Genomic DNA, 24292 nt, shown 5'->3' with positions numbered 1-24292 from the left:
GGGGCGCGGCCGTGGTCCGGCGTGCGGGCTACTCGACGCCCGCGTCCGTCGTGCATGCGGCGGCGACGCGTTCGAGGGTGCGGAGATCCTTCTCGATGACTCCGTACAGCAGGTAGGCGAGGGTGAAGCCGATGATGCCGCCGACGCACAGGATGCGGACCGCCCAGATGATGGACTCGATGTCCGGCGCCGGCAGGAACGTGATCCCGGCGACGCCGACCAGCGGGACGGCGGCGGCCGCGGTGAGGTAGATGCCGGTGCGCCGGGCGAGCCGGCGCAGGTGTTCGACGTCGGCGGCATCGGACCGGCCGTGTGCGAGGAAGATCGGGTACAGGAAGCGGACCACGTACCAAGTGATCGCGAAGTACGGGTAGGCCAGGGCGACCGCGCCGCAGACCACCAGCGACAACAGGAAATGCGCGTAGGTGCCGCGCGCAACGCCGCCGGCGACGAGATTCAGCATCACCGGAAACAACACACCGCCGGCGAACCAGAACACGAAAGCGATCGCTGCCACCCGGTTGGGGAGTCGCAGCGCATCGATGCGGGCCCCGGTGAGGACCGCGTCGGGATAGCTACGCCCCTTGTGGAGTCCGATGGATATCTCGAGGAGGTGGCGCGCGGTGTAGAGGATCATCAGGGTGGCCACGACGATGGCCAGCGGATACAGCACCTGGGCCACATCGTGGAAGGACTGCTGCACCTCGGGGGTGAGTTTGCCGACGATCAACGTCCTATTGTAGTAGTAGTTGTACCAAGCGGCGGCCAGATTCGGCACGGCGATCGCGAGCGCGAGAATCGGTATCGGCCACAGCGGTCCGCGCGGCCGGTGGCGGTGTGGCGGTGCGTCGACCAGATCGCGGGCCCGAGGGTCGAGACAGAGCTCGAATTGCTGGGCCAGTTCCGCGCCGTTGTTCCAGCGGTCGGTGCGCTCTGGTGCCAGGCAGGTCAGCAGCACGCGGCGCAGCGTGGCCGGGCAGTCGGCGGGAAGGTCGTCGAGGAATGGCGGTGCAATCGGGCGGCGTCGCATCTCCAGCAGCTCCTCGACCGAGCCCTGCGAATCCTTCGCCTCGGTCGGGCCAAACGGCCGCCGCCCCGTCAGCAGCTCCCACAACATGACCCCGAGGGCGTAGATATCGCTGCGCGTGTCGAGGTCGTCCACCGTGCCGGGCAGTTCCGGGTGGCTGGCCTCGAGATGTTCGGGCGACATGTAGGCCAGCGATCCGCCGAAATACGCCACCGGACTGCTGCCCGCGACGTGGTCGCTGAAACTGATGTTGAAATCGGCCAGCTTGGGTGCGCCGTCGGCGGCGAGCAGGACGTTCGCCGGTTTGATGTCGCGGTGCAGTACACCGCGTCGTTCGGCGTACGCGAGGGCTTCGGCGAGCCGGCGTCCGAGCCAGGCCACGGTTTCCGGCCAGGACAGGGCCGCGATCTCTTCCCGTGCGCGACTGCTCGACGTCGGGATCTCGCCCTTGTCCTCCAAGGCCTCGTCGACGGCGTCGAGCAACAGCCGGCCGCTGCGTCGCTCCGGTGCCGTCGCGCGGACCCGCGGCAGCACCGAAGCCAGCGTCCCGCCCGGAACGTATTGCATATACAGCAGTTTCAGCCCCACCTCCGGCAGCACCCGCTGGTCGTAGACGCGGACGATGAATTCGTGGTCCAGCTGGGCGAGGGTCTGGGGTTCGGTGCCGTGGTCGGTGGAAATCTTCACCGCCACCAGGCGCTGCATCGACCGCTGCCGCGCCAGGAACACCTTGGCGAAGGCGCCGTGCCCCAATTCCAGCAGCAGATCGAAATCGTCGATCCGATCGCCGGGTTCGAGGTCGGTGCCCGGCGCGGCCGGTTGCGGCCCGATCGTTCCGGTGGATTCGCCGGTGCCGGCGGGGTGGCGGGCAGTGTCGACCGCCCGATCGGCCAACGGGTCGAAGGCGGCGGTGGCATCGCCTTCCGGTCGAGCGCCCATGGCTGGTCACTCCGGGATGAGACGTCGAGACATGGTGAATTTTATCGCGCTCCGGGTCGGGAACCGGGGTCTCGACGCGGGTGGGCGGGACGGTTATCCGACAGCGATGTCCCGCATCGCGAGGGTTCGGATCCCGCACCGGTCGACCGGCGCGCCGTAGCCGCTCGATTACTTTTCGGTGACGATTGTTATGGCGGATGTCGACCGGTTATACCGTCGTTACAGCGAGTGAAGAGCTTTTCTGGGCGTTGCAGGCGTTTAGGAGGTTCGAATGGTAGTGCTCGTACAACGCCGGCCGGCACCGGTGGCCGCGGCGGCGAATCCAATGCTCGACAGCGCAGCGAATTCGGCAAATTATTTTCGGCGCAAGCGTTTTCGGTGGCCGTGGCAACTGGCCGACATGTTCGTTTCCGCGGCGGCGCAACTCTACGTCGGTGAGGGAAGATCACAAGTGTCGGCCGTGCGCACGCTGGCCGATATCGCCGACGCCTCCGCATCCACACCGCGCCAGCAATGCGTGGACGTACTCTGCGGTTATCTCCGACTGCCCCGCACGACCGGACGGCTCGGCGGCTACGACCGGACGGTCCGCCGGACCATTACGGCCGTCATCGCCGAGCACCTCCGCCGCGGCGGGCGGCGCAGCTGGTCGCGCGCCACATTCGATTTCCGCAACGCGCAACTCGACGATGCCGATTTCACCGACGCGGTTTTCGGTGGCCCCGCGTTGTTCGAGGGCGCGAATCTGGCGGGCGTCACCCGATTCGACGGTGCGACATTCTCCGCGGATACCCATTTCCAGGATGCGGCCTTCGATACCGCGTGGTTCCGGGAGGCGGTGTTCACCGATTCCGCCAGATTCTTCGGGGCCCGATTCGCGCGGGCCCGGTTCGACGGAACGACCTTCCGCGGCAGCGCCCAATTTCCACTGACGGTCTTCGCCGGCGAGGCTCGATTCCATCGGGCGGCATTTCGTGGCGGGGCGTACTTCGACAGCGCGCAGTTTCGCGGCAATGCCGACTTCGGCGCGGCCCGCTTCACGGGACCGGCCCGATTCGACGGGGCCGCGTTCACCGTCGACGGCTCGTTCGAACGCGCCCGGTTCCACGACCCGATCCCCGCGCAACAGTCGCCGGCCGACACGGCCGGATGGTTCACCGCACCGGCCCCGCACGAGGTTGCCGACCGGATGCCGGTGGCCGCATGCCGGTAACCGCAGCGCGGTGGCGGCGGAAACAATCGACCCCGCTCGGACTGCCGGTTTCGCGGTTGGCCGCCGCAATCCTGGGTAGTAGCTCGGACGACGGTACTCGTACGGGCTTGGAGGTCCGGTGTTTCAGGCGTTGATCGGTGTGGTGTCGGGGGTCGGCCGGACGGGGACGGCTCTCATCGGCGGCTCCGCGCGGTTGCCCGTGCGGGCGGTGTCCGCCGGGCAGACCGCACTGCGGCTGACGGAGGTCGCCGACGACGTCGCCGGGCAGTTGCAGCGCGAGGTGCGGTCGTTGCTGAACCCGGCGCTGCGCCGGGACCGCAGACGGATCGCCGCCGTCGAGGATCGGGTGGTCGTCGAAGTGCGGGGCCTGTGTTCGGAGCGGAGCGAGAAGGTTGCCGACGCCGTGCACCGGCGAGTGGGTTCGCTGCCGGGTGTGCGCTGGATGCGGGTGAACGCGGTGACCGGGGATGTGGTCGCCGCGGTCCGCGACGATCGAGCGGTGCCCGGAGTGGTCGACGCGATCGCCGCCGCCGAGCAGGACGCCGGCGTCGCCGATACCGCCTGGGACCCGAGTGCCGAACATCCCGCCGATCTGGAACCCGTTGTCTCGGCGGCGATTTCGCTGGCCGGGGACCTGCTCTCCGCGGGCGTCACCTTCGTCGGAGCGGCCATCCCCGGCCGCAACGGCGTGGAGACGCTGCAGTCGCTGGTGGCGCTGGCCGACTCCCAGCCCCGCATCCGGCGGCTGCTGGAACAGCGTCTCGGGCGGGCCCGCACCGATCTGCTGCTCACCACCGCGAACGCGCTGGCCCAGGCCGCCGGCGACAGCCCCGCGAACGTCCTCGTCGACGCGCTGCATCGGACGTTGGCCGTCACCGAACACGGTGTGCGCCATGCCCGTTGGCGGTTGTGGGAGGTCGAACACGGTCACCGCCGGGCCCGCGACATCCTGCAGTCCCCGCCACACCGGGAGCGTCCGGTCGAACTGCCGCCCGGCCCGGTCGAGCGATGCGCGGACGAGGCCTCGGCCGCCGCGGCCGCCGGAGCCGCCGCCGTGGCCGCGGGACAGGGCCTGTCGTCGGTGGGCCGGGCGTTGTCGCTCGCGGCGCCGAAGGCCGCGCGAGCGAGCCGGGAGAGTTTCGCGGCGACCGTCTCGACGCTGCTGGCGACGTCCGGTGTGCTGACGATGGATCCCTCGGTGTGGCGGCGGCTGGATCGTTTGAGTGCCCTGGTGATCGACGGCGCCGTGCTGTACGGAAGCGGACGGCTGGTGCTCGATGCCGAAACCCGCGATTCCGACTCGGGGAATGCCGAGAATTCCGCGCCGGAGTGGACCACGGCCCAGGTGTGGAACGCCGCTCAGCGGCTGCTGTGGTCGGGACCGGATACCGCCGCGGCGACGCCGGATACCGGCGACCTCCGGCTGCGACCGGACCCGGACCGCAATCCCGGCGACTCGATTCCCGGCTGGTACGACGTCTGTGACGGAACGGACGTGCTGGGCCGGGTCCTGGTCGGCCGCGAACTCGATCCGCGCGCGCGGACACTGATGCTCGCCGCCCGGGCCTCGGGCCTGAAGGTGGTGGTGCGCGGACAACGTGATGCGTTCGAATTGCGTTCTCTGGCGGACGAATTCGTCGAACGTGAGGGGTCGGCGGCGGAACTGGTCCGCCGGTTGCAGTCCGACGGACATGCGGTGGGGCTGGTCGCCACCGATTCCGCCGGGGCTCTGAACTGCGCGGACGTCGCCATCGGTGTGAGCCGGATCAGCGCCGCCGAGGTCGAGGCGATGCCGTGGGCGGCCGATGTGGTCTGCGGCGATCTCGATCAGGTCATGCGGGTCCTGCTGACGGTGGCTCCCGCCCGCCACGTCAGCGAACGCGGCCGCGTCCTGGCGCTCTCGGCATGTTCGCTCGCGGGCCTGCTCCTGGCCGCCGGCCGCACACGCGATGCGTGGCCGGTGACCGCGGCGCAGGCCAGCGGCCTGATGCAGGGGACGTGGGCGGGCGTGCAGGCCGCCCGCGGCCGGCTCCCGGAGTCGGGCGCACCGCTGGTTCCCTGGCACAGTCTCGAACCCGACGAAGTGCTGACGCGGTTGCCGGAGCCCGAACGCGGCGAACCGGCTCCCACGCGCTCGTGGACCGCGCCGCTCACCCGGATTCCCGCGCAGCTGTCCCCGGCGACGCGCTTCCTCGCCACCGTGCGCCGCGAACTGTCCGATCCGCTCACCCCGATTCTCGGTGTCGGCGCGGCGGCCTCCGCCGTGCTGGGCTCGCCCGGTGACGCGGCGCTGGTGGCCGGTGTGGTGGCGGTCAATGCCGTGGTGTCGGCGTTGCAGCGCCAACGCGCCGAGAACGCGCTGCGCGACCTGATCGCGCACGAGCGGCTGACCGGCCGCCGGGTCGAGCGCACCGCGCTCGACCACGATCCCGAGCCGCCGAGCGAATCGGTGCCCGGTACCGCCCTGATGGTCGGTGACGTGATCGCGCTGCGCACCGGCGACGTCGTTCCGGCGGATGCGCGCCTGCTACGAGCCGAAGACCTGGAAGTCGACGAATCGGCCCTGACCGGCGAATCGGTCACGGTGCCCAAGGACAGTCCCGCCACGCCCGGAGCGGATCTCAATCACCGGCGCTGCATGGTGTACGAGGCCAGCACGATCGTGAACGGCGCCGCGGTGGCCGTAGTGGTCGCGGTGGGGTCCGATACCGAGACCAACCGCGCCGCCGCGGTCGCGGTGCCGCCGCGTCTCGGGGGAGTGCAGGCGCAGCTGCGTGCGCTCAGCGATCAGGCGCTGCCGCTGACCCTGGGCGGCGGATCGCTGGTCACGGCGCTGGGATGGTTGCGAGGCCAGCGCATCCGCGCGGCCATCGCCGACGGGGTCGCGGTCGCGACCGCCGCTGTGCCGGAAGGACTTCCGCTCGTCGCGACGGTGGCGCAGCTGGCCGTCGCCCGGCGCTTGTCGCGCCACGGCCTCCTGGTGCGGGCCAGCCGGACGGTGGAGGCCCTGGGCCGGGTGAACACCATCTGCTTCGACAAGACCGGAACCCTCACCTTCGGCCGCCTGCGGCTGACCACCCTGGCCGACCTCGAGCATCAGTGGTCGCCCGAGGACGACGACCCGCGCGCCCGCCGGTTGCTGCGGGCCGCGGCCCACGCCTGCCCCGACCCGGACGACGGCCCGATCGTGCACGCCACCGATCAGGCGGTGCTCGACGCCGCCGAACGGCTCGACCGCGACGAGCGCTGGGATACGGTCGAGGAACTGCCCTTCGAATCGAATCGCGGATACGCCGCGACGCTGGGGCAGACGCGGCGGCGGCACTGGCGGCTGATCGTGAAGGGGGCCCCGGAGATCGTGCTCGCCCGCTGCACCGCGATCCGGACCCGCCGCGACGGTGCCGATCACGACGAACCGATGTCCGCCGACCATCGCCGCGCCGCCGACCGCATGATTCATCGCATGGCCGAACGCGGGCTGCGGGTGCTGGTCGTCGCCCGCCGCGATCTGTCCGCGGCGCCGGGGGATGTGGTGAGCGCGGTCGAGAAGCTCACCCTGCTCGGTTTCATCGGGCTCGCCGATACCGCGCGTCCGCAGGCGCGCCCGCTCGTCGGCGCGTTGCAGCGCAACGACATTCGTGTGCGGATGATCACCGGCGATCATCCCGTCACCGCCGCCGCGATCGCCGCCGATCTGGGTATCGACGCCGATCCGGTGGTGACGGGAAGCGATCTGGCCGAACTCGACGATGCCGCGCAGTCGGAGCTCATCGCGCGCAGCAGCGTCTTCGCGCGCGTGAGCCCGCAGCAGAAGGTTCGCATCGTCACCACCCTGCAGCGGCGCGGCGAGGTGGTGGCGATGGCCGGTGACGGCGGCAACGACGCGGCCGCGATCCGCACCGCCGACGTCGGCATCGGACTCACCGCGCAGGGATCGACCGCCGCGCGCAACGCCGCCGATCTGGTGCTGACCGATCCCGACCCGCTGGTGCTGTTGCATGCGCTGATCGAGGGGCGCGGCATGTGGCGGCGCGTCAGCGATGCGGTCGGCATCCTGGTCGGCGGCAATGCCGGTGAGGTGGCGTTCACGGTCCTGGGCACCGCGCTCGCGGGCCGGGCCCCGTTGGGCACCAGGCAGTTCCTGCTGGTCAACATGCTCACCGACATGTTCCCGGCGATGGCTGTGGCGCTGTCGACCGAGCGGTCCGGCGACGAGGAGCCCACCGGCCATCAGGAACGCGCCGACCTGCTCGCCGAACAGCTGGCCGCGCGGCCGCGCACCGATATCGCCGCGGATCTGCGCCGCACGATCGTGATCCGCGGTTCCACCACCGCCGCCGCCTCGACCGTGGCGTGGTCGATCGCCCGCTGGACCGGTACCGAACGCCGGGCGGCGACGGTCGCCCTGGTCGCGCTGGTGGGCACACAGCTCGGGCAGACGGTCCTGGCCGCCCGCCACAGCCCGCAGGTCTGGCTCACCGCGGCCGGCAGCGCGGCCTTCCTGGGCACGGTCGTGATGACCCCCGGACTGTCGACGTATTTCGGTTGCCGCCCCCTCGGGCCCGTCGGCTGGGCCACCGCGCTCACCTCGGCGGCGACCGCGACCGCCGCCGGCGCGCTCCTGCCATCCCGCCGCCCGACCGAGCCGGGACAGCCCACTGTCGCGCCGGACGAGGGCGAACACGTCGAGGACCGCGTGTACCCGCTGAGCATCGAAAGCGTTGGCGTGCAATCTCATTGACCGTCGCTCGGCGCGTGGGACCGCTGTCGGGCGACCGGCGGTCCCGCGCTGCGCAGCCTCTCCGGCGCACGGTGAAGACGGGATCCCTCACCCCGCAGCTATCGTGGAGCCTGTTCCGATGTGGAGAACGCATCTTTCTGCGGTACAGAAGCGAGGTGGACGAGTTGGGCCAGCCGTTCAAGGCCCCGCCGGCCTACGCCGTCACCAGCGTCGACAACGCGCTCCGGATCGCCGCCATGCTGCAGTTGGAGGGCGCGCTGACCGTGTCGCAGGTGGCGGAGCGGATCGGGGTGGCTCCCTCGACCGCGCATCGTCTGCTGCAGATGCTGGTGTATCGCGACTTCGCGGTGCAGGACTCCGACCGGGCCTATCGGGTCGGTCCGCTGCTCGAGCTCGCCGCGCATTCCCGGTCGGCGGCATCCCGGCTGCGCGCGGCCGCGCTGCCGCAGTTGCGGCGCATCGTCGATCAGCTCGGCGAGTCGGCCAATCTGACCGTCCGGACCGCCGACACCGTGCGGTTCGTCGCCAGTGTCGAGTGCGGTCAGGCGTTGCGGGTGGGAAGCCGGGAGGGAATGGTGTTTCCCGCACAGCGCACCTCCGGCGGGATGGTGCTGCTCGCCGAGGTGTCGCCGGCGGAGCTCGCGGCCCTGTATGCGCCCGAACGCTTCACCGAACGGCCCGAACCGCCGCCCGACCTGGGGCAGCTGAGCGCCGAGCTGGAGAAGATCCGCCACAACGAGTTCGCGGTCAACGACGGCCGTTCCGAACGGGGCGTGGTCGCGGTCGGGGTCGCGGTGCGTGACGGCAGTGGCGCCGCCGTCGCGGCATTGTCGGTCTCGATGCCGAGTGTCCGCTACGAGAAGCGATCGCTGCCGCGCTATGTCGCCGTACTTCGCTCCGCGGCCGCGGATCTGGGACGCGACTTGGCGTGACGGCGGCCGAGATCAGCCGCGCCGGCTCGCGACGATTCCCGCGCCCAGTGCGGCGAGTGCGTCGGCGAGTTGTGCGAGCTGCCCGGTGAGACCGTGGGCAGGGTCGGCCTGCCACGCGATGAAGGCGCCGTCGAAGCCCGCCATACCGAAGTAGTCGAGTTCGTCGGCGACCGCCTGCGCGATCTCGTCTCCCTCGGCGATGAAGGACTGGGCGATCATGCGGTTCATATGTCTGCGGCCGTCGGTGCGGACCTGCTCGATCATCGAACCCACCTCGGCATCGGCCGCCTCGGCGCTCATGAGCAGGATCAGATGCAACCGCAGGAAGTCGGCCTTGGTCATGAACACCTCCTCGGTGCGCTCGAGGAACCAGCCCAGCCGCTCGCGGGCGGTGCCGCCTTCCGGAGGTGTCGCCTGTGCCTGCGCCATCGCGCGGTAGAAGTCGTAGGCGCCGTGCGCCATCACCGCCGACAGCAGGCCGCCCTTGGAGTGGAAGTGGTGGTAGATCGCGCTTTTCGGTAGTCCGGTTTCCGCGCTCAGCACCGAGATGGTGGTCGCGGCGTAGCCGCGTTCGGCCATCAGCCGGGAGGCGGCGTCGAGGATCTCCGCGCGCGAACGTCGCCCGCGCCGATTGCCGGCCGGTGGGGCGATCGGGGCGCGAGGCTGCGTGGACTCCATGCGCGCCAGCCTAGGAGCACCTCCCCGGGCGAGCGCCGCCGCTCGGGCCCGTTCTGCACTGCGGAATCCGCTGGCAGTGTCCGCGGTCACATGTGACCCTGGCTGCAAGGAATGGAACGATCGGTCCGAAAGTGATCGGTCGGGAACTCGGGAGACCCGCATGAGTCAGGATTTCGACGCCGACGTCGCGATCATCGGATACGGCCCGTCCGGCGTGATCGCCGCGCTGACCCTCGCCCGGCAGGGCGCCTCGGTCGTGGCCTTCGAGCGCGACCGCGACATCTACCCGCGGGCGCGCGCCGTCACGATCAACGACTGGACGATGCGCATCTTCCAGAGCCTCGGCATCGACGAGCGCATCGACAAGGTGATCGACCCGCAGCGGATGCTGCGCTGGGTCACCTACAGCGGCGAAGAGGTGATGCGGATCGAGCATCCGCCGAGCACCCTCGGGCCCGGACCGCGGTTCTACAACATCTATCAACCGACCATGGAGGCCGAATTGCGTTCGGCCGGAGCGGAATACGGCGATCGGCTGTCGGTCCGGTACGGCACTGAGGTGACCGGGATCGAGCAGGACGAGACGGGCGTGACCGTCACGACCACCGATCCCGAAACCGGGCAGATCCGCACCTGCCGCGCCCGCTACGCCATCGGCGCCGACGGCGGCTCTTCCCGAACCCGCGGCTGGATCGGCGCGAATTTGGACGGCGATACCGCCGATACGCTCTGGATCGTCGTCGACTGCGCGGTGCGGCGCTGGTGGCCCGACCGTGACGTGCTCACCTTCTGGACCGATCGCAAACGCCCGGTGGTCGACATCGCGCTCTCGGGCGGCAATCACCGCTGGGAGCTGCCCCTCATGCACGGCGAGACCGAGGCGGATTTCCCGACCGCGGCCGAGGTCTGGCCGCTACTCGAGGCGATCGGGGTCTCCGAGGACGACGTCGACATCCACCGGTACGCGTTCTACCGCCACCACGTCCGGATGGCCGACACCTGGCGCAACGGGCGAATCTTCCTGGTGGGTGATGCCGCGCACCTGATGCCGCCATGGGCCGGGGCCGGCATGCAGACCGGAATGCGGGACGCGCACAACCTGGGCTGGAAGCTCGGCCGGGTCTTGCGGGGGGCGCTGCCGGACAGCTGGCTCGACACCTACGAGGCCGAGCGCCGGCCCAACGTGACCTTCTACACGGACCTCGCCGTGCAACTGGGCCGCGTCATCAAACAGGAGGCCACCCAGGCCGAAGTCGACGCGATGAACACCGTCCCCGAGGGCCTGGTGACCCCGTTCGAACCGCCACTGACCGCCCCGCCCACTCTCACCGCGGGATGGATCCGCGGCGAGGTCGCCGACGCCAGCATCATCGGCCGGATGGTGCCCCAGCCGATCGTCGGCGATACGGCCGGGCGCATGACCCGCCTCGACGACCTGCTCGGTGACGGCTTCGTGCTGCTCGGCGACGATCTCGACCCGGCCGACCTGCTCACCCCCGAGGAGAAGGCCGGCTGGGATGCGCTCGGCGCCCGCTACGTCGCCGTTCGCCCGCGCACCGCCCACACCCGCGGCCGCGACGACCTCGTCGACCTCGACGACGTGCTGCGCCCCTGGCTGCAGCGGTACGGCAGCCGCGCCGTCGCGCTGCGCCCCGACCGCTTCGTGGCGGCCGACGACGTCCACGGCCTCGCCGCCCCCACGTGCTGAAAAGCCTTTCGGATCAGGAGTATTCACGATGACCGGAGTGAAAGAACTCGCCTATGTCGTCTACGAGGCGAGTGATCTGGCCGCCTGGCGGCATTTCGCCTGCGATCTGCTCGGTATGCAACTCGCCGCCGAGGATGCCGACAGTCTCGCACTGCGCACCGACCAGCGGGCCTTCCGCTGGCGTATCGAGCGTGGCGCCGCCGACGATCTGGCCGTTTCCGGCTACGAGGTCGACTCCGAGGAGTCACTCGACCGGCTGGTCGCGACGCTGCGGGCAGCCGGTGTGGAGGTCAGCGAAGGCGATGCCGCACTTGCCGATTCCCGTCACGTCGACCGGGTCGTGCTGACCACCGACCCGATGGGCAACCGCATCGAGCTGGTCACCGGATTCGCCGACGCGCCGACGCCGTTCCGATCCGAGGTATTACTGGGTTCGTTCGTCACCGGCACCGGTGGCGCGGGACATCAGGTCCTGCTCGCCCGAGGAGTCGAGCGGGCCGATTACATGGCGTTCTACGAGGGCCTGCTCGGCTTTCGCGTCAGCGACACCATCGTCGAGGAACTGGCGCCCGGCGTCTTCGCGGACCTGATCTTCCTGCACTGCAATCCACGCCACCACTCGGTCGCGTTCGGCGCGATGCCGCATCCGAAGCGAACCCACCACTTCATGATCGAGGTGAGCGACATTCGCGATGTGGGCACGGCCTACGACCGCTGCCTCGACGCCGCGCAGCCGTTCGAGATGACGCTGGGGATGCACCCGAACGACAACATGTTCAGCTTCTACGTCCGCACACCGTCCGGTTTCTCCGTCGAATTCGGCTGGGGCGGACTGCTCATCGACGACGACACGTGGCAGGTGCGCACCCTCGACCGGCTGCACAGCTGGGGCCACCGCGCGCCCGAGGTCGTCCACGATCTGCTCGGCCGCGCGCCGTTCACGAATATCGCACACGAGGAGATGACCCACTGATGACGATCACCCAGGATTCGGCCGCCCGCACGGTCACCACCCCGGACTGGAAACTGCGCTACTACGAGGCCGGGCCCGTCGACGCCGCGCCGATCGTGCTGTTGCACGGCAGCGGGCCGGGAGCGACCGGCTGGTCCAACTTCTCCGGAAACATCCCCGCGCTGGCCGAACGCTTCCACGTCTACGCGGTCGATATGCCCGGCTGGGGTGAGTCGGACGCGGCGACCGTCGACCGGCTCGACCACGTCGACGCCGCGGTGCAGTTCCTGGACGCGGTCGGTGTCGAAAGGGCTGCCTTCGTGGGCAATTCGATGGGCGGGCACACCTCGCTGCGGCTGGCGATCCACCATCCGGAGCGGGTCACCCATCTGATCACAATGGGACCGCCGATCGGCAAGGGCCCCACCCTCTTCGGTGCGGGCGACGGACCCTCCGAGGGGCTGAAGGTGCTGATCTCGGCCTACCGCGATCCGTCCCCGGAGAATATGCGCCGCCTGGTGGAGGTGATGACCTTCGACAAAGCGCGCTTCGCGACGCCCGAACTCGTGCAGGCCCGTTCCGATGCCGCGCTGGCCCGCCCGGAACATCTGCACAACTATGTGGCGGGATTGGCCGCCGGCACACCGATTCCGGAGTGGGTCGATCGCTCGAGGCTGGCCGACATCTCGGCTCCCACCCTGCTCATCCACGGCAAGGACGATCGGGTGGTGTCCTACGAGAACACCCTGTTGCTCTTGGCGCACATCCCCGACAGCCGGGCGGTGCTGCTCAACCGCTGCGGTCACTGGGCGATGATCGAACACGCCGACGAATTCAACCGCCTCGTCACCGGCTTCGTCGCCGGAAACTGAGCGCGGATCACCGAAACCGAAGGGCCACCGAGTACGAATTACTCGGTGGCCCTTCGGTGTTCAGGCGGTCGCGGCGCTGGATTCGCCCAGCAGGTCCAGGGCGATGTCCACGATGAGGTCCTCCTGCCCGCCGACCAGTCCGCGCCGGCCGACCTCGAGCAGGATGGTGCGCGCGTCCAATCCGTAGCGTTGCGCGGCCGCCTCGGCGTGGCGCAGGAATGACGAATATACGCCGGCGTATCCCAGGGTGAGGGTTTCGCGGTCCACCCGTACCGGGCGATCCTGCAATGGCCGCACCAGATCGTCGGCGGCGTCCTGCAGGGCGAACAGGTCGCAGTTGTGCTTCCAGCCGTACAGGTCGGCGACGGCGACGAACGGTTCGATCGGGCAGTTGCCCGCCCCGGCTCCGTGCCCGGCGAGTGAGGCGTCGACGCGGGTGACCCCTTCCTCCACGGCGACAACGGAATTGGCGACCGACAGCGAGAGATTCTCGTGCGCGTGAATACCGATCTCGGTGGCCGGATCGAGCACCCGACGGTAGGCGCGCACGCGATCGCGCACGCCGTTCAGGGTCAACCGGCCACCGGAGTCGGTGACGTAAACGCAGTGCGCGCCATAGCTTTCCATCAGCTTGGCCTGTTCGGCGAGCTGCTCGGGTTCGGCCATATGCGACATCATCAGGAAGCCGGAGACGTCCATGCCGAGGTCGCGCGCCTTGCCGATGTGCTGGGCGGAGACGTCGGCCTCGGTGCAGTGGGTGGCGACGCGGACCGAGCGGACGCCCAGCCGGTAGGCCTGCTCGAGATGTTCGATGGTGCCGATGCCGGGCAGCAGCAGGGTCGTCAACCGGGCGTGGGTGAGGTTGTCGGCCGCGGCCTCGATCCACTCCCAGTCGGTGTTGCTGCCGGGGCCGTAGTTGAGGCTGCCGCCGGCGAGTCCGTCCCCGTGGGCGACCTCGACGGCGTCGACGCCCGCCGCGTCCAGCGCCGCCACGATCGTGCCGACGTCGTCGGGGGTGATGCGATGGCGCACGGCGTGCATGCCGTCGCGGAGCGTGACGTCTTGGATGAACAGTTGGGTGGTCATCGCGAGGCTCCCTGTTCTGCCGGGGCGGCGATCGTGTCGGCGACCGATTCGGCGAAGCGCATCGCCGCGGAGGTCATGATGTCGAGATTTCCCGCGTACGCGGGCAGGTAGTGCGCCGCGCCCTCCACTTCCAGGAAGACGCTCACCTGATGCGTGGGTGCGGGCCCGTCGTCGGCGGGCTGCAGGGTGTGCACCGGCTGGTCGGCCGGAATCGGGGTGATCTGGATCTGCTGTTTGAGCCGGTAGCCGGGGACGTAGGTGGCGACCTGCGCGATCATCTCCTCGATCGAAGCGCGGATCGCCGCATGGGTGGCCGGATCCGGGGCCGCGGTCAGGCAGAGCACGGTGTCGCGCATGATCATCGGCGGTTCGGCCGGATTGAGGATGATGATCGCCTTGCCCCGGCGCGCGCCGCCCACGGTCTGTACCGCATGCGCGGTGGTCTCGGTGAACTCGTCGATATTCGCCCGCGTCCCGGGCCCGGCGGATTTCGAGGCGATCGACGCGACGATCTCGGCGTAGGGGACCGGTGCGACGCGGGAGACCGCGGCGACGATCGGGATGGTGGCCTGGCCGCCGCAGGTGACCATGTTGACGTTGCCGGCGTGCCGGTGTTCGTCCAGGTTCACCGCCGGGACGACGAACGGTCCCAGCGCGGCCGGGGTGAGGTCGATCAGGCGTTTGCCCAGCGGCTCGAGGACCGCCGCGTGGGCCGCGTGCGCCTTGGCCGAGGTCGCGTCGAAGATCACCTCGATCTCGTCGAAGTTCGGCAGCTGTAGCAGTCCCCGCACGCCGTCGGCGGTGGTGGGCACGCCCAGCCGCCGGGCGCGGGCGAGACCGTCCGATTCCGGATCGATGCCGACCATCGCGCCCATCTCCAGGACGGTCGAATGCCGGATGACCTTGATCATCAAGTCGGTGCCGATATTGCCCGATCCGATGACGGCGACCTTGACGGCGCCACGGTTGTCGCTCATGTGTGTCACTCCTCGATGAAGACGGCGGTCACCGAGCCGAGCCCGGAGATGTCGGCCGTGACGGTGGCGGGGGCGGTGATCGCGGCCATCGGCCCGAGCGCGCCGGACAGGATCACCTGGCCCGCGCGCAGGGGTTCGCCGAATTCCCGCGCGGTGCGCGCCAGCCACGCCAGTGCGAGCAGGGGATCGCCCAGACAGGCGGCGCCGGTGCCGGTGGAGACTTCGACCCCGTCGATGGACATGGTCATCCGCGTCGAGACGGGTTCGAATTCGTCGAGGGTGCGGCGCTGCGCTCCGAGCACGAACAGTCCGCTGGAGCCGTTGTCGGCGACGGTATCGCCGAAGGTGATGTCCCAGTCGGCGATTCGGCTGTCGACGATTTCCAGTGCGGCCACGGCGTAGTCGACGGCGGCGCGCACCTGGGCGTCGTCGAGCGGACCGTCGGCGAGGTCGTGAGCGAGTACGAACGCGACCTCGGCTTCGGCCTTCGGTTGCAGCAGGCGGCTCGCGGGAATGGGCGTGTCCTCGCGGATGTGCATGTCGTCGAACAGCACACCGAAGTCGGGTTGGTCGACACCGAGTTGCTGTTGCACCGCCGGTGAGGTCAGGCCGATCTTGCGGCCGACGATCGTGGCGCCGGCGGCGAGGCGCTCGGCGGTCGCCTGCGCCTGCACCGCGTAAGCGGCGGCGACGTCGTCCGACCCGATCAGGTCACGCACGGGGCGGCAGGGGGTGGCGGTTCGTGCCGCGGTGCTGAGCCGGTGCGCCGCGGCGGTCGTGGCCGCGGCGATTCGGTCGTCGAGTCGTGGTGTCGGCATCCAAGATCCTGGAGTAGTCGGAGCGGGGAGCCTTCACTCTCGCGCCGGAGCGGAGGGCCGCACCAGCGTTTCGTTCCGCTGAGCGGAACGCCGGGTAAGCTCGGCGAGGTGAGAACGGCGGAATCGGCGAGCAACGGCGCACGGCCGGTGGACGGATCCACCGTGCTGGGCAAGGTCATGGCCGTGCTCGAGTCGTTCTCGATCGACGACGGCGGCCTCAGCCTGGCCGAGATCGGCCGGCGCACCGGGCTGCCGAAGGGAACCCTGCATCGAGTCCTGTCGGATATGGTCACTGTCCGGCTGCTGGAGCGGACCGAGGTCGGCTATCGCCTCGGCGGCCACCTGTTCGAACTCGGCATGCGCGCGTCCGTGGAGCGCAGCCTGCTGGAGGTCGCGATCCCGTTTCTCGAGGAACTGAACGCGCGCATCCACGAGACCGTGCATCTGGGCGTCCTCGACGGCACGGACGTGGTGTATCTGACCAAGATCGGCGGACGGCGCCAGGCGAGTGCGCCGTCGCGGATCGGCGGGCGGATGCCGGTGCATTGCACGGCGATCGGGAAAACGCTTCTCGCCCATGCGGATCGGTCGTTGCGTGACCGGGTGCTGACCGGCCCGCTACCCGCCCATACGCCCCGGACGATCGTGCTGCCCGGCACGTTGCGCAGGCAACTCGACCGTATCGCCGCCGAGGGCGTGGCCTACGAATTCGAGGAATCGGCACCGGGATTGGTGTGTGTGGCGGCGCCGGTGCGCGAGGCCGACAGTGTGGTCGCGGCGATCAGCATCGCGGGCGCCTCGCACCGATTCCATCCGGAAAGTCATGTGGCATCGGTGCGGGTGGCCGCGGACGGTATCGGTGCGACCCTCACCCGCCGCGCACGAATGATGTCGGCCCCGGGCAGGTGAGCGCTACAGCGGCAGCCCCTGCTCGAGCAGATCGACGGCCTCGAGCAAGGTGGTGAGCATCCCCTCGTCGCGGGGATCGGCGCTGTCGTTGGCGATGTGCATGAGCACCCCGCGTGCGGCGGAGACGAAGACGCGCAGGCGGGGGTTGTCCGGATCGAGGCCGAGGTAGTCGGCGAAGAACGCGACACCGCCGAAGAGGGCGCGGTCGGATTCGATCTGAAAGGCCGTCTGCAGAGCGGGTTCGGACTGGATCAGCCGCATCCGATCCGGATTCGACGCCCACGGATCGGCCATGCTGATCCGATAGATTTCGCGCAGCAGGGCCCGCAGCAGATCGAAGTGCCCGAGCCCGCTCGGCAGCGCGGCGATCGCGGCCTCGCGCTCCTCGGCGAGGTCGTCGCTGATGACCACCTGTTCCTTCGAGGTGAAGTAGCGGAAGAAGGTGGTGTGTGAGACGTCGGCCTCCTGCGCGATCTGTTCGACCGTGGTGGGCGTGTATCCCTGCTGGTCGAACAGCCGCATCGCGGCCTCGCGGATGGCGGTGCGGGTGCGGGCCTTGTGCTTCTCCCGTAACCCGACCCGCCGCCCCGGGCTCTGTCCCGGGGCGGTGGTCGACGTCATGCCGGCTCCTTCGTTCGATGCCTTCGTCAACTCCTCGCGCCGACGGCTTCGGCAGCGGGAACGGCCTCCGCCTCGACGTCGATGCCCCGGTTGCGGACGGCGCCGCCTTCGATGTCGAAGTTGGGCACGAGCCTATCGAGCCATCGCGGCAGACCCCAGGCGCGGTCGCCGAGCAGTGCGATCACCGCCGGCACCACGATCATGCGAATGATGAAGGCGTCGAAGAACACTGCGATCGCCAGCGCGAAGCCGAGCATCTTCGAGGTGGTGTCGGGGGCGAGCATGAATGCCGCGAAGACACTGATCATGATGACCGCGGCGGAGGTCACCACCCGGGCCCCGTGCCGATACCCGGCGATGATGGCGTCGGTGGCGCTCATGCCGTGCATGTATTCCTCCCGCATCCGGGTCACCAGGAACACCTGGTAGTCCATCGCGAGTCCGAACACCACGCCGATGAGGAAGATCGGCAGGAACGACAGGATCGGCTGAGTGTTGTCGATCAGGCCGAGCGCGCCCTCCTGGAAGATCGCGACCGTCACGCCGAAGGTGGCCAGCACCGAGAACACGAATCCGACGGTGCCGATCAGCGGCACCCAGATGGAACGGAACACCGCGATCATGATCAGGAACGCCAGGCCGACGACGACGATCAGGTAGGGAATCAGTGCCTTGTCGAGTTTGGCCGACAGATCCGACATGATCGCCGTCTGCCCGCCGACGTGCAGTTCCGCACCGTCGTGCGCAACGGACGGCGCGTAGTCGCGAATCTGTTCCATCAGATCGTGGGTGGCCTGCTCGGCCGGGCCGCTGTTCGGCGTGACCATGATCAGCGCGGTGTTCGCGCCGGAATTCGGTTGCGCGGTACCGTTGCCGACCCAGGTCAGGGTGCCCGCGTTGGCGACATCGGGGAGGGTCTTGATGTGGGCGACGGCATCGTCGGCCGCGCGGCTCACGTCACCGCCGCTGTCGTGCACCATCACGAGCAACGGCCCGTTGACGCCTTTGCCGAAACCGCGCTCCAGCAACGCCATTGCCCGTGCTTCGTCCGGACTCGACATCGACAGGCCGAGTTCGAGTTTGCTCATCGGCAGCGCCGCCAGCACCAGCACGGCCAGCCCGGCCACGATGAACGGCAGCGGCCGGCGCACCACCGCGCGCCCGAACCGCACCCCGTTGGTGTCGACGGTCTCGGACTGTTCGGCGTGCCTGATCCACGGGATGCGCGGTGTGAAGGCGAACCGTCCGACCGCGCCGAGCAGCGCCGGAATCAGCGTCAGCGCGGCGAGGACCGCGATCGCCACCGCCACAGCCGCGCCGGCGCCCATCTGCGTGATCAGCGGGATACCGATCACCATCAACGCCACCACGGCGATGACCACGGTCAGTCCGGCGAACACCACCGCGGAACCCGCGGTGCCGACCGCGCGTCCGGCGGCTTCGGCGCGTGTGCCGCCGCGCTTCACCTCACTGCGGTAGCGCGAGACGATGAACAGCGCGTAGTCGATCGAGACGGCGATGCCGAGCATGGTCACGATGCCGGTCGCGGTCTCGTTCACGCTCAGGAACTTCGCGCTCAAGGTGACCAGCAGGATCGTGATCAATACCCCGACCAGACCGGTCACCAGTGGGATGAACGCGGCGACCAGCGCGCCGAAGGCGACGATCATCACCACGAAAGCGATGGCGAAGCCGATCATTTCGGCCTTGCCGCCGGTCTCCATGACCTGCATCAGCGAGCCGGTCGCCTCCACCTGCAGCCCGTGCCCGTCGTGCTTGGCGAGGATGTCCTGCAGCTGGTGTTTCTGTTCCACCTTCAGGTCCATGATCTCGATGTTCTGGCGCACCTGGATCAATCCGACCTTGCCGTTGTCGCCCACCACCGATGCGGCGATCGCCGGATTCACCTGGGCCGCGAGGACCGGATCGACCACCGTCTGCGGATCCGCCACCTCCGGCAGCGTCTTCAGGTCGGCCACCAGCGCGTCGATCTGGGCCGTATGGTTGGCGATCCCGTCGTCGGCGGCGACCAGGATGCTGGTCGAGGCATGCTTCTGCTGCTCCATGACCTGGGGGAAGTACTTCTCCACCTGGTTGGTCGCCGTGCCCGAATCCGTGCCGGGCAGATCGAAATCCTTTGCGAACTTGGGATTCAGCGCGCCGACCAGCCCGGCCACCGTCACCGCGGCGATCACCCAGGTGGCGATCACCCACCACTTGTGACGAAACGAGAACCGGCCGAGCCGGTACAACCACGCCGCCATCACACACTCCAATCCGGGAAAAGTTGCTCGGCTCACAACTGTTAGTCACTAACAGTTGTTATTCGATAACAAGGTATCCCGGACAGGCGTCATCCGGCCCGATCTGTGATGAGGATCGCGGCGTCGCTCAGTCGCCGCGGTTCTTCTGCAGGCGTGCGATCTCGTCGCCCCACACCGATTGCGACCCGGCATCGCCGACGCGGTAGGTCTGCACGATCGATGCGATGCCGACGACCACGGCGAGGACCGCGACACCCACCGTGGCGAGCGCGCGCAGATCGGCGCCGCGGCGTTCGGCGAGGTGCAGGCCGGTCAACGCCACCGCGACGACCAGTAGCGCGATGGCGAAGTAGAGCATCGTCTCGCCACGTTCGGCGTGTTCGCGCAGGATCTCGTCGGGATTGCGGCGCAGGTTGTACAGCCACTGTCCGGCGTGAATGGTGATCGGCGTCAGCACCATGACGATCACCGCCAGCACCAGCGTCAGCCACACCAGCAGGCCGCGGCGCGCGGCCGGCCAGACCGCGCACACGATTTCCAGGATCGCGGTCAACGGCACCAGGACCACGATGAAATGAACGAACAGCACGTGCGCGGGCAGGTTGTGGATGACGGTCACCGGGACTCCTCGGTCACTCGCGATTCTCACGGTGCCGACGACCGCCCCGAACTCGCCGACGCCACGGTCGAACCGAGCATAGCCAGCGCAGCGGCGGTTCGACGGTTATTCGCGGCCCTGTCGATGCGCTGCCGCAGGGCGCCTCGATCGAATGCGAAGACCGCGCCGGTCCTCACCGTCGTTGTCGTGCGCTGAGTCCGCGCCGGAGCCGGGCCCGGAAGCGCGCATCTCCCACCAGTAGGTCGCCGCGACGGTGACGTAGGCGACGGCGACGGTCGCGGCGATGCCGGCGCCGCCGGTCAGGGTGAGCGCTATCGGCATGAGAGCTCCCTCCTTTCGGCGTCGGCCGAGGCTCGGCGGGCGGGCCGCATGACGGTGTCCCACCACGATTGCAGTGGGCTGGGGTCGGGCCAGTGCACGACCGCTTCCGCCGTCTCGGGCCGCCCTGGATGGTGTGGCGACGTGTGGTCAGTAGGCGAGGCAGTCGTAGTCGTCATCGGCATGGGGGAGAGTCCAGGACTGATCGATACGGTCGGCGGTGTCGAAAGCGTCGCGAATGCGTTCGGCCAGGGGATGCACCCTGGTGAAGTCCGGGCCGGTGTCGTGGTCGCGGATGTCGGCCATGGCCTGCTGTTCGGCGTGGTCGGCGTCGCTGCCTGCGGGAAATGCGGTCATCACGGACTCCTTCTGCGAGCGATCACCGGCGCGGGCGCGCCGGTGCGGATCGGAAAAGGGGCCGGATGGGCCCGGAAGCCGCAGCTGACCGGGCCCACCCGTGGATACACAGTTCTGGTCAGGCCGTGATCGCCTGCCGGTCGTTGTCGACCCGGTCCACGCTGATCTTGCGTGGTTTGGCCTTGTCCGCCACCGGGATTCGCAACCGGAGTACGCCGTCGCGGTAGTCGGCGCGGATGTGATCGGTGTCGAGGCTGTCGCCCAGCATCACCTGTCGCCGGAATACCCCGCGGACGCGTTCGGCCGCGATCATCGACCTGCCCGAGTCGATTCCGGGGCGCGAGGCCCGCACCGTGACCACGTTGCGTTCGATATCCACATCCAGCGAATCGGGGTCGATGCCGGGCAGATCGAACTCCACCACGAACTCGTCACCTTCGCGCCAGGCGTCCATCGGCATCGCTACCGGTCGAGCCTGCGTGCCGAACACCTGCTGCGTCGAACGGTCCAGATCGCGAAACGGATCGGTGCGCATCAGCATGGTCGCCACCTCCAGTTCACTCCTTATATCACTCGAAGGAACCTCAGATAACCTCTGTTACCTGACACAGATTTATTTAGCACTCTGGTGAGGAGAGTGCAAGAAGCTGTGGGAGATAAACTGGTTGCGCACGGAGAAGGGAGCAGGATGGGTTCGGATCGGCGCGAGGGACATCTGCCGGGGTCGGGTCAGGCGGTGTACCCGATATCGGTCGCTGCCGAGCTGGCCGGCATCGAAATCCACACCCTGCGCCTCTACGAGCAACACGGCCTGATCACGCCCGCCCGCAGCGCGGGCGGGACCCGGCGCTACAGCGGCGACGACCTGGCCCGGCTCCAGCGCATCACCGCTCTGACCCGGCAGGGGATCCATCTGTCGGCCATCGCGCGGATCCTCGATCTCGAAGACGACAACAGCGCGCTGCGCGCCCACAACACCGCCTTGACCGCCGAACGCGACCAACTGCGCGACACGATCACCCACCGGCAACTACCGCACTGACCGCGGCGGCTCCGGTCGCCTCAGAACCTGATCGGGTAGTCGGCGATCGCGTCCTTGCCGTGGGGTGGCAGTGGCGCCGTCCAGGAGACCCGGCCACCGGGGAAGACCCGGCAGCAGCCGCCGACCTCGCGGGCGCGCGCGTGCACGGTCGACACCACGGCCGTCGGCAGTGCGTCGGCCGTGGTGGTGCCGGTGGGGTCGAGGGTGTCGATGGTGACGGTGAGCACGTCGGCCACGGTGACGGTGACGACGATCGCGGCGACGCCCGCTCGGGCGGCGGCCGCCGAGGCGGTGTCGGCGACCACTGCTTCGACATGGTCGGCCACGGCATCCGGCACATGCTGCGCCGGGCCGGTCACCGCGACGATGCTGCGCAGCTGGGTATGGCCGATGCAGCGCTGCACCGCTCGCTCGACACGCTGGAGCAGTCCGGCGCCGCGCGTGAACGGGACGATGCCGTCGCCCGCCGCTCGCTGCGGGGTGACGGATACCGCATCGCCGCTAGCGGATTGCGGTTCCGCGCAATCGGACCGCAGCATCGCGTCGACCAGTTCGAAGGCCTGCGACAGCGCATTCCGCACCGCGAGGTGGGCGGTTGGATCGCTGTCGTTGCGGCCAGTGGGGATGAAAGCCATGGATGGCGTGAACCTCTTCATACCGACACACAACGAACCGACCCTGCGTATAGAGCCGAGTACGTCCTTCCGAGAATGACCGCTGTCTGGCGCGGCTAAACCGGAAGCGGCCGATTCGGATCGTGAGGTATCGGACACAGGGCGCCACCGCTCACCTGGTCGTTTGTCCGAGTGGCTGCGCGGCTCAGTCGATTTCGTCTTCGCGTCGACGCGCGCTCCGGGATAGGGGTTCCCCCACCGGGTTCCGCCCGCGGGCGGCGCGGCGGTCTTCGTCGGACATGAAAGCCCTGGAACTCGTGGAGCATCGTTTTCGGGAGACCGATGACTGATCGGTCCCGGATGCGTCATACAGATATGGATCAGCGAGTCGAGGCAGCGCGCGACGGCGACCAGGTCGCGTTCGCGCATCTGGTCGAGCCGGTGCGGCGGGAGCTGCAGGTGCATTGCTATCGCATGCTCGGCTCGGTGGAAGACGCCGAGGACGCCGTGCAGGAGACGCTGGTGCGGGCGTGGTCGCGGCTGGACACCTATGCCGGGCGCGCCTCGCTGCGCGCGTGGTTGTACGGGATCGCGACCCATGCCTGCCTGGACGCGCTGCGGCGGCGCAAGGCGCGGGCGTGGCCGGCCGATCTGGCCGGCCCGGCTGACCCGCACCGCTACGAGCTGGGCACGGTGGATGTGCCGTGGCTGCAGCCGTATCCCGATCGGTTGCTGGACGTCGCCGCCGCGGGAGAAGAACCGGAGGCGGTCGTCACCGCGCGGGAGACGATCGAGCTGGCGTTCCTGGCCGCGATCCAGCGGCTGCCCGCGCGTCAGCGCGCCGTGCTCATCCTTCGAGACACGCTGGACTGGTCGGTCGCCGACACCGCCGCCGCGCTGGGGGTCAGCCGGGCGGCGGTCAACAGCGCGCTGCAGCGTGCCCATGCCACCCTGTCGGAACATCTTCCCGCACAACGAGATCGATGGCATCCGGTGTCGACGGCGGCCGAACGCCGGGCGCTGGCGAAGCTGATCGGCGCGTGGGAGAGCGCCGATCCGACCGCGCTCGTCGCCCTGCTGCGCGACGACGCGACGCTGATCATGCCGCCGGGCACGGTGTGGTTCGCCGGTCGCCGCGACATCGGCACATTCTTCGCCGACCACGTCTTCGGCGAGATGGGCAGCGGCTGGCGGCTACGGCCGACGGGCGCCAACCGGCAACCGGCGTTCGGGCTGTACTGGCGCGAGCCCGGCGCGGACACGTTCGAGGCGTTCGCGATCGGGGTGCTGACCGTCGACGGCGATGCGCTCGCCGAGATCGCCCTGTTCCATCAGCCGGAGTTGTTCGCCGCGTTCGCGCTGCCGCCCGCGTTGCCGTCGCAGACCTGATGGACGCTCGGCGCGTGCGGCGCTGGAGCGTGGTGCTGCAGCCGGGGGAGGCGCTCGACTACGTGGCCGCCGACTGGGCCGACACCCTGGTCGTGGTGACTCGCGGCGAACTGGAGCTGGAATGCCGCAGCGGCAGACGCGCCCGATTCGCCGCCGGAGCTGTCCTCGCCCCCGCCGCGATACCGGTGCGGCGGCTGCTCAATCCCGGGCCCGAGC

At 69.3% G+C, this 24292-nt stretch carries 22 protein-coding genes; 10 read left to right on the top strand and 12 right to left on the bottom strand.

The annotated features are described in order from the left end of the window. Positions 1-28: 28 nt before the first annotated feature. Positions 29-1966: a serine/threonine-protein kinase gene (locus ON23_RS13485; protein ID WP_051042654.1), complete on the bottom strand. Its 1938-nt coding sequence runs from the start codon at positions 1964-1966 to the stop codon at positions 29-31. A gap of 400 nt (positions 1967-2366) precedes the next feature. Between ON23_RS13485 and ON23_RS35920 the strand changes: the two genes are divergently transcribed. The 3 genes from ON23_RS35920 (at position 2367) to ON23_RS13470 (ending at position 8852) form a co-directional block, all read left to right on the top strand. After that, positions 2367-3179: a pentapeptide repeat-containing protein gene (locus tag ON23_RS35920; protein ID WP_167331855.1), complete on the top strand. Its 813-nt coding sequence runs from the start codon at positions 2367-2369 to the stop codon at positions 3177-3179. 118 nt (positions 3180-3297) lie between these two features. Beyond that, entirely contained in the window at positions 3298-7920 is a 4623-nt protein-coding gene (locus tag ON23_RS13475; protein WP_051042651.1) for a cation-translocating P-type ATPase, read from the top strand. A gap of 155 nt (positions 7921-8075) precedes the next feature. After that, the gene (locus tag ON23_RS13470) at positions 8076-8852 is read left to right on the top strand and encodes an IclR family transcriptional regulator (RefSeq protein ID WP_245555941.1); all 777 of its coding nucleotides are present in this window, start codon (positions 8076-8078) and stop codon (positions 8850-8852) included. A 12-nt stretch (positions 8853-8864) separates the two neighbouring features. On the opposite strand, the gene ON23_RS13465 is transcribed toward ON23_RS13470, so the two are convergent. Further along, on the bottom strand, positions 8865-9530 hold the full coding sequence (locus ON23_RS13465) for a TetR/AcrR family transcriptional regulator (protein ID WP_039778517.1): 666 nt from the start codon (positions 9528-9530) through the stop codon (positions 8865-8867). Positions 9531-9690: 160 nt separating this feature from the next. On the opposite strand from ON23_RS13465, the gene ON23_RS13460 reads away from it, so the two are divergent. The 3 genes from ON23_RS13460 to ON23_RS13450 are packed head-to-tail and all read left to right on the top strand — an operon-like array spanning position 9691 to position 13062. Next, positions 9691-11238, top strand: coding sequence for a bifunctional 3-(3-hydroxy-phenyl)propionate/3-hydroxycinnamic acid hydroxylase (locus ON23_RS13460; RefSeq protein WP_039778516.1), 1548 nt, complete (start codon positions 9691-9693; stop codon positions 11236-11238). Positions 11239-11266: 28 nt separating this feature from the next. Further along, entirely contained in the window at positions 11267-12211 is a 945-nt protein-coding gene (locus ON23_RS13455) for a VOC family protein (protein WP_039778515.1), read from the top strand. After that, positions 12211-13062, top strand: coding sequence for an alpha/beta hydrolase (locus tag ON23_RS13450; protein WP_039778514.1), 852 nt, complete (start codon positions 12211-12213; stop codon positions 13060-13062). The genes ON23_RS13455 and ON23_RS13450 overlap by 1 nt, the downstream gene beginning before the upstream one ends. 60 nt (positions 13063-13122) lie before the next feature. On the opposite strand, the gene dmpG is transcribed toward ON23_RS13450, so the two are convergent. From dmpG to ON23_RS13435, 3 genes are read right to left on the bottom strand one after another with little or no spacing between them, the layout of a single operon-like run. Continuing rightward, positions 13123-14148 (bottom strand): 4-hydroxy-2-oxovalerate aldolase, encoded by a 1026-nt coding sequence (gene dmpG / locus ON23_RS13445; protein ID WP_039778513.1) that lies wholly within the window; start codon positions 14146-14148, stop codon positions 13123-13125. Beyond that, positions 14145-15125: an acetaldehyde dehydrogenase (acetylating) gene (locus tag ON23_RS13440; protein ID WP_039778512.1), complete on the bottom strand. Its 981-nt coding sequence runs from the start codon at positions 15123-15125 to the stop codon at positions 14145-14147. The genes dmpG and ON23_RS13440 overlap by 4 nt, the downstream gene beginning before the upstream one ends. Positions 15126-15130: 5 nt before the next feature. Beyond that, the gene (locus tag ON23_RS13435; RefSeq protein WP_039778510.1) at positions 15131-15943 is read right to left on the bottom strand and encodes a 2-keto-4-pentenoate hydratase; all 813 of its coding nucleotides are present in this window, start codon (positions 15941-15943) and stop codon (positions 15131-15133) included. A gap of 177 nt (positions 15944-16120) precedes the next feature. Between ON23_RS13435 and ON23_RS13430 the strand changes: the two genes are divergently transcribed. Beyond that, entirely contained in the window at positions 16121-16852 is a 732-nt protein-coding gene (locus tag ON23_RS13430; RefSeq protein ID WP_051042657.1) for an IclR family transcriptional regulator, read from the top strand. Positions 16853-16855: 3 nt separating this feature from the next. Here ON23_RS13430 and ON23_RS13425 read toward each other — a convergent pair whose 3' ends face one another. The 6 genes from ON23_RS13425 to ON23_RS13400 all read right to left on the bottom strand — a co-directional run bounded on the left by ON23_RS13425 (position 16856) and on the right by ON23_RS13400 (position 21587). After that, positions 16856-17473, bottom strand: coding sequence for a TetR/AcrR family transcriptional regulator (locus ON23_RS13425; RefSeq protein ID WP_039778508.1), 618 nt, complete (start codon positions 17471-17473; stop codon positions 16856-16858). 26 nt (positions 17474-17499) lie between these two features. Next, positions 17500-19737, bottom strand: coding sequence for an MMPL family transporter (locus ON23_RS13420; RefSeq protein ID WP_039778506.1), 2238 nt, complete (start codon positions 19735-19737; stop codon positions 17500-17502). Between the two features lie 127 nt (positions 19738-19864). Further along, the gene (locus tag ON23_RS13415; RefSeq protein WP_039778504.1) at positions 19865-20356 is read right to left on the bottom strand and encodes a DUF2231 domain-containing protein; all 492 of its coding nucleotides are present in this window, start codon (positions 20354-20356) and stop codon (positions 19865-19867) included. Between the two features lie 105 nt (positions 20357-20461). Next, entirely contained in the window at positions 20462-20677 is a 216-nt protein-coding gene (locus tag ON23_RS13410; RefSeq protein ID WP_039778503.1) for a hypothetical protein, read from the bottom strand. Positions 20678-20824: 147 nt separating this feature from the next. Continuing rightward, a complete protein-coding gene (locus ON23_RS13405; protein ID WP_039778500.1) occupies positions 20825-21031 on the bottom strand; it encodes an Rv3202a family protein in 207 nt (68 codons plus the stop codon). A gap of 118 nt (positions 21032-21149) precedes the next feature. Next, positions 21150-21587 carry an Hsp20/alpha crystallin family protein gene (locus ON23_RS13400; RefSeq protein WP_174376484.1) on the bottom strand — a complete coding sequence of 146 codons (438 nt, stop codon included), beginning with the start codon at positions 21585-21587 and terminating at the stop codon, positions 21150-21152. 132 nt (positions 21588-21719) lie between these two features. On the opposite strand from ON23_RS13400, the gene ON23_RS13395 reads away from it, so the two are divergent. Continuing rightward, complete coding sequence (locus tag ON23_RS13395) at positions 21720-22073, top strand: MerR family transcriptional regulator (RefSeq protein ID WP_039778498.1); 354 nt, start codon at positions 21720-21722, stop codon at positions 22071-22073. A gap of 20 nt (positions 22074-22093) precedes the next feature. Here the strand turns inward: ON23_RS13395 and ON23_RS13390 are convergent, their stop codons facing one another. Next, the gene (locus ON23_RS13390) at positions 22094-22708 is read right to left on the bottom strand and encodes a hypothetical protein (protein ID WP_039778497.1); all 615 of its coding nucleotides are present in this window, start codon (positions 22706-22708) and stop codon (positions 22094-22096) included. Between the two features lie 354 nt (positions 22709-23062). Here ON23_RS13390 and ON23_RS13385 point away from each other — a divergent pair, with 354 nt between their 5' ends. Beyond that, entirely contained in the window at positions 23063-24076 is a 1014-nt protein-coding gene (locus tag ON23_RS13385) for an RNA polymerase subunit sigma-70 (protein ID WP_063821265.1), read from the top strand. After that, a partial coding sequence (locus ON23_RS13380; protein ID WP_039778495.1) for a hypothetical protein occupies positions 24076-24292 on the top strand: 217 nt, incomplete at its 3' end. The genes ON23_RS13385 and ON23_RS13380, both read left to right, overlap by 1 nt.

The sequence above is a fragment of the Nocardia cerradoensis NBRC 101014 genome (genome assembly GCF_000308535.1).
Classification (GTDB): Bacteria; Actinomycetota; Actinomycetes; order Mycobacteriales; family Mycobacteriaceae; genus Nocardia; species Nocardia cerradoensis.
Note: the sequence above shows the minus strand (reverse complement) of the source record. Positions and strands in the feature narration are given on the sequence as shown.

Excerpts from the sequence above, each read along its gene's own strand:
- ON23_RS13450 (WP_039778514.1), top strand. The coding sequence starts at position 12,211 with ATGACGATCACCCAGGATTCGGCCGCCCGCACGGTCACCACCCCGGAC.
- ON23_RS13405 (WP_039778500.1), bottom strand. The coding sequence starts at position 21,031 with ATGACCGCATTTCCCGCAGGCAGCGACGCCGACCACGCCGAACAGCAG.
- ON23_RS35920 (WP_167331855.1), top strand. The coding sequence starts at position 2,367 with ATGTTCGTTTCCGCGGCGGCGCAACTCTACGTCGGTGAGGGAAGATCA.
- ON23_RS13460 (WP_039778516.1), top strand. The coding sequence starts at position 9,691 with ATGAGTCAGGATTTCGACGCCGACGTCGCGATCATCGGATACGGCCCG.
- dmpG (WP_039778513.1), bottom strand. The coding sequence starts at position 14,148 with ATGACCACCCAACTGTTCATCCAAGACGTCACGCTCCGCGACGGCATG.
- ON23_RS13430 (WP_051042657.1), top strand. The coding sequence starts at position 16,121 with ATGGCCGTGCTCGAGTCGTTCTCGATCGACGACGGCGGCCTCAGCCTG.
- ON23_RS13485 (WP_051042654.1), bottom strand. The coding sequence starts at position 1,966 with ATGGGCGCTCGACCGGAAGGCGATGCCACCGCCGCCTTCGACCCGTTG.
- ON23_RS13385 (WP_063821265.1), top strand. The coding sequence starts at position 23,063 with ATGGATCAGCGAGTCGAGGCAGCGCGCGACGGCGACCAGGTCGCGTTC.
- ON23_RS13410 (WP_039778503.1), bottom strand. The coding sequence starts at position 20,677 with ATGCCGATAGCGCTCACCCTGACCGGCGGCGCCGGCATCGCCGCGACC.
- ON23_RS13440 (WP_039778512.1), bottom strand. The coding sequence starts at position 15,125 with ATGAGCGACAACCGTGGCGCCGTCAAGGTCGCCGTCATCGGATCGGGC.
- ON23_RS13425 (WP_039778508.1), bottom strand. The coding sequence starts at position 17,473 with ATGACGTCGACCACCGCCCCGGGACAGAGCCCGGGGCGGCGGGTCGGG.
- ON23_RS13455 (WP_039778515.1), top strand. The coding sequence starts at position 11,267 with ATGACCGGAGTGAAAGAACTCGCCTATGTCGTCTACGAGGCGAGTGAT.
- ON23_RS13465 (WP_039778517.1), bottom strand. The coding sequence starts at position 9,530 with ATGGAGTCCACGCAGCCTCGCGCCCCGATCGCCCCACCGGCCGGCAAT.
- ON23_RS13390 (WP_039778497.1), bottom strand. The coding sequence starts at position 22,708 with ATGGCTTTCATCCCCACTGGCCGCAACGACAGCGATCCAACCGCCCAC.
- ON23_RS13435 (WP_039778510.1), bottom strand. The coding sequence starts at position 15,943 with ATGCCGACACCACGACTCGACGACCGAATCGCCGCGGCCACGACCGCC.
- ON23_RS13395 (WP_039778498.1), top strand. The coding sequence starts at position 21,720 with ATGGGTTCGGATCGGCGCGAGGGACATCTGCCGGGGTCGGGTCAGGCG.
- ON23_RS13420 (WP_039778506.1), bottom strand. The coding sequence starts at position 19,737 with ATGGCGGCGTGGTTGTACCGGCTCGGCCGGTTCTCGTTTCGTCACAAG.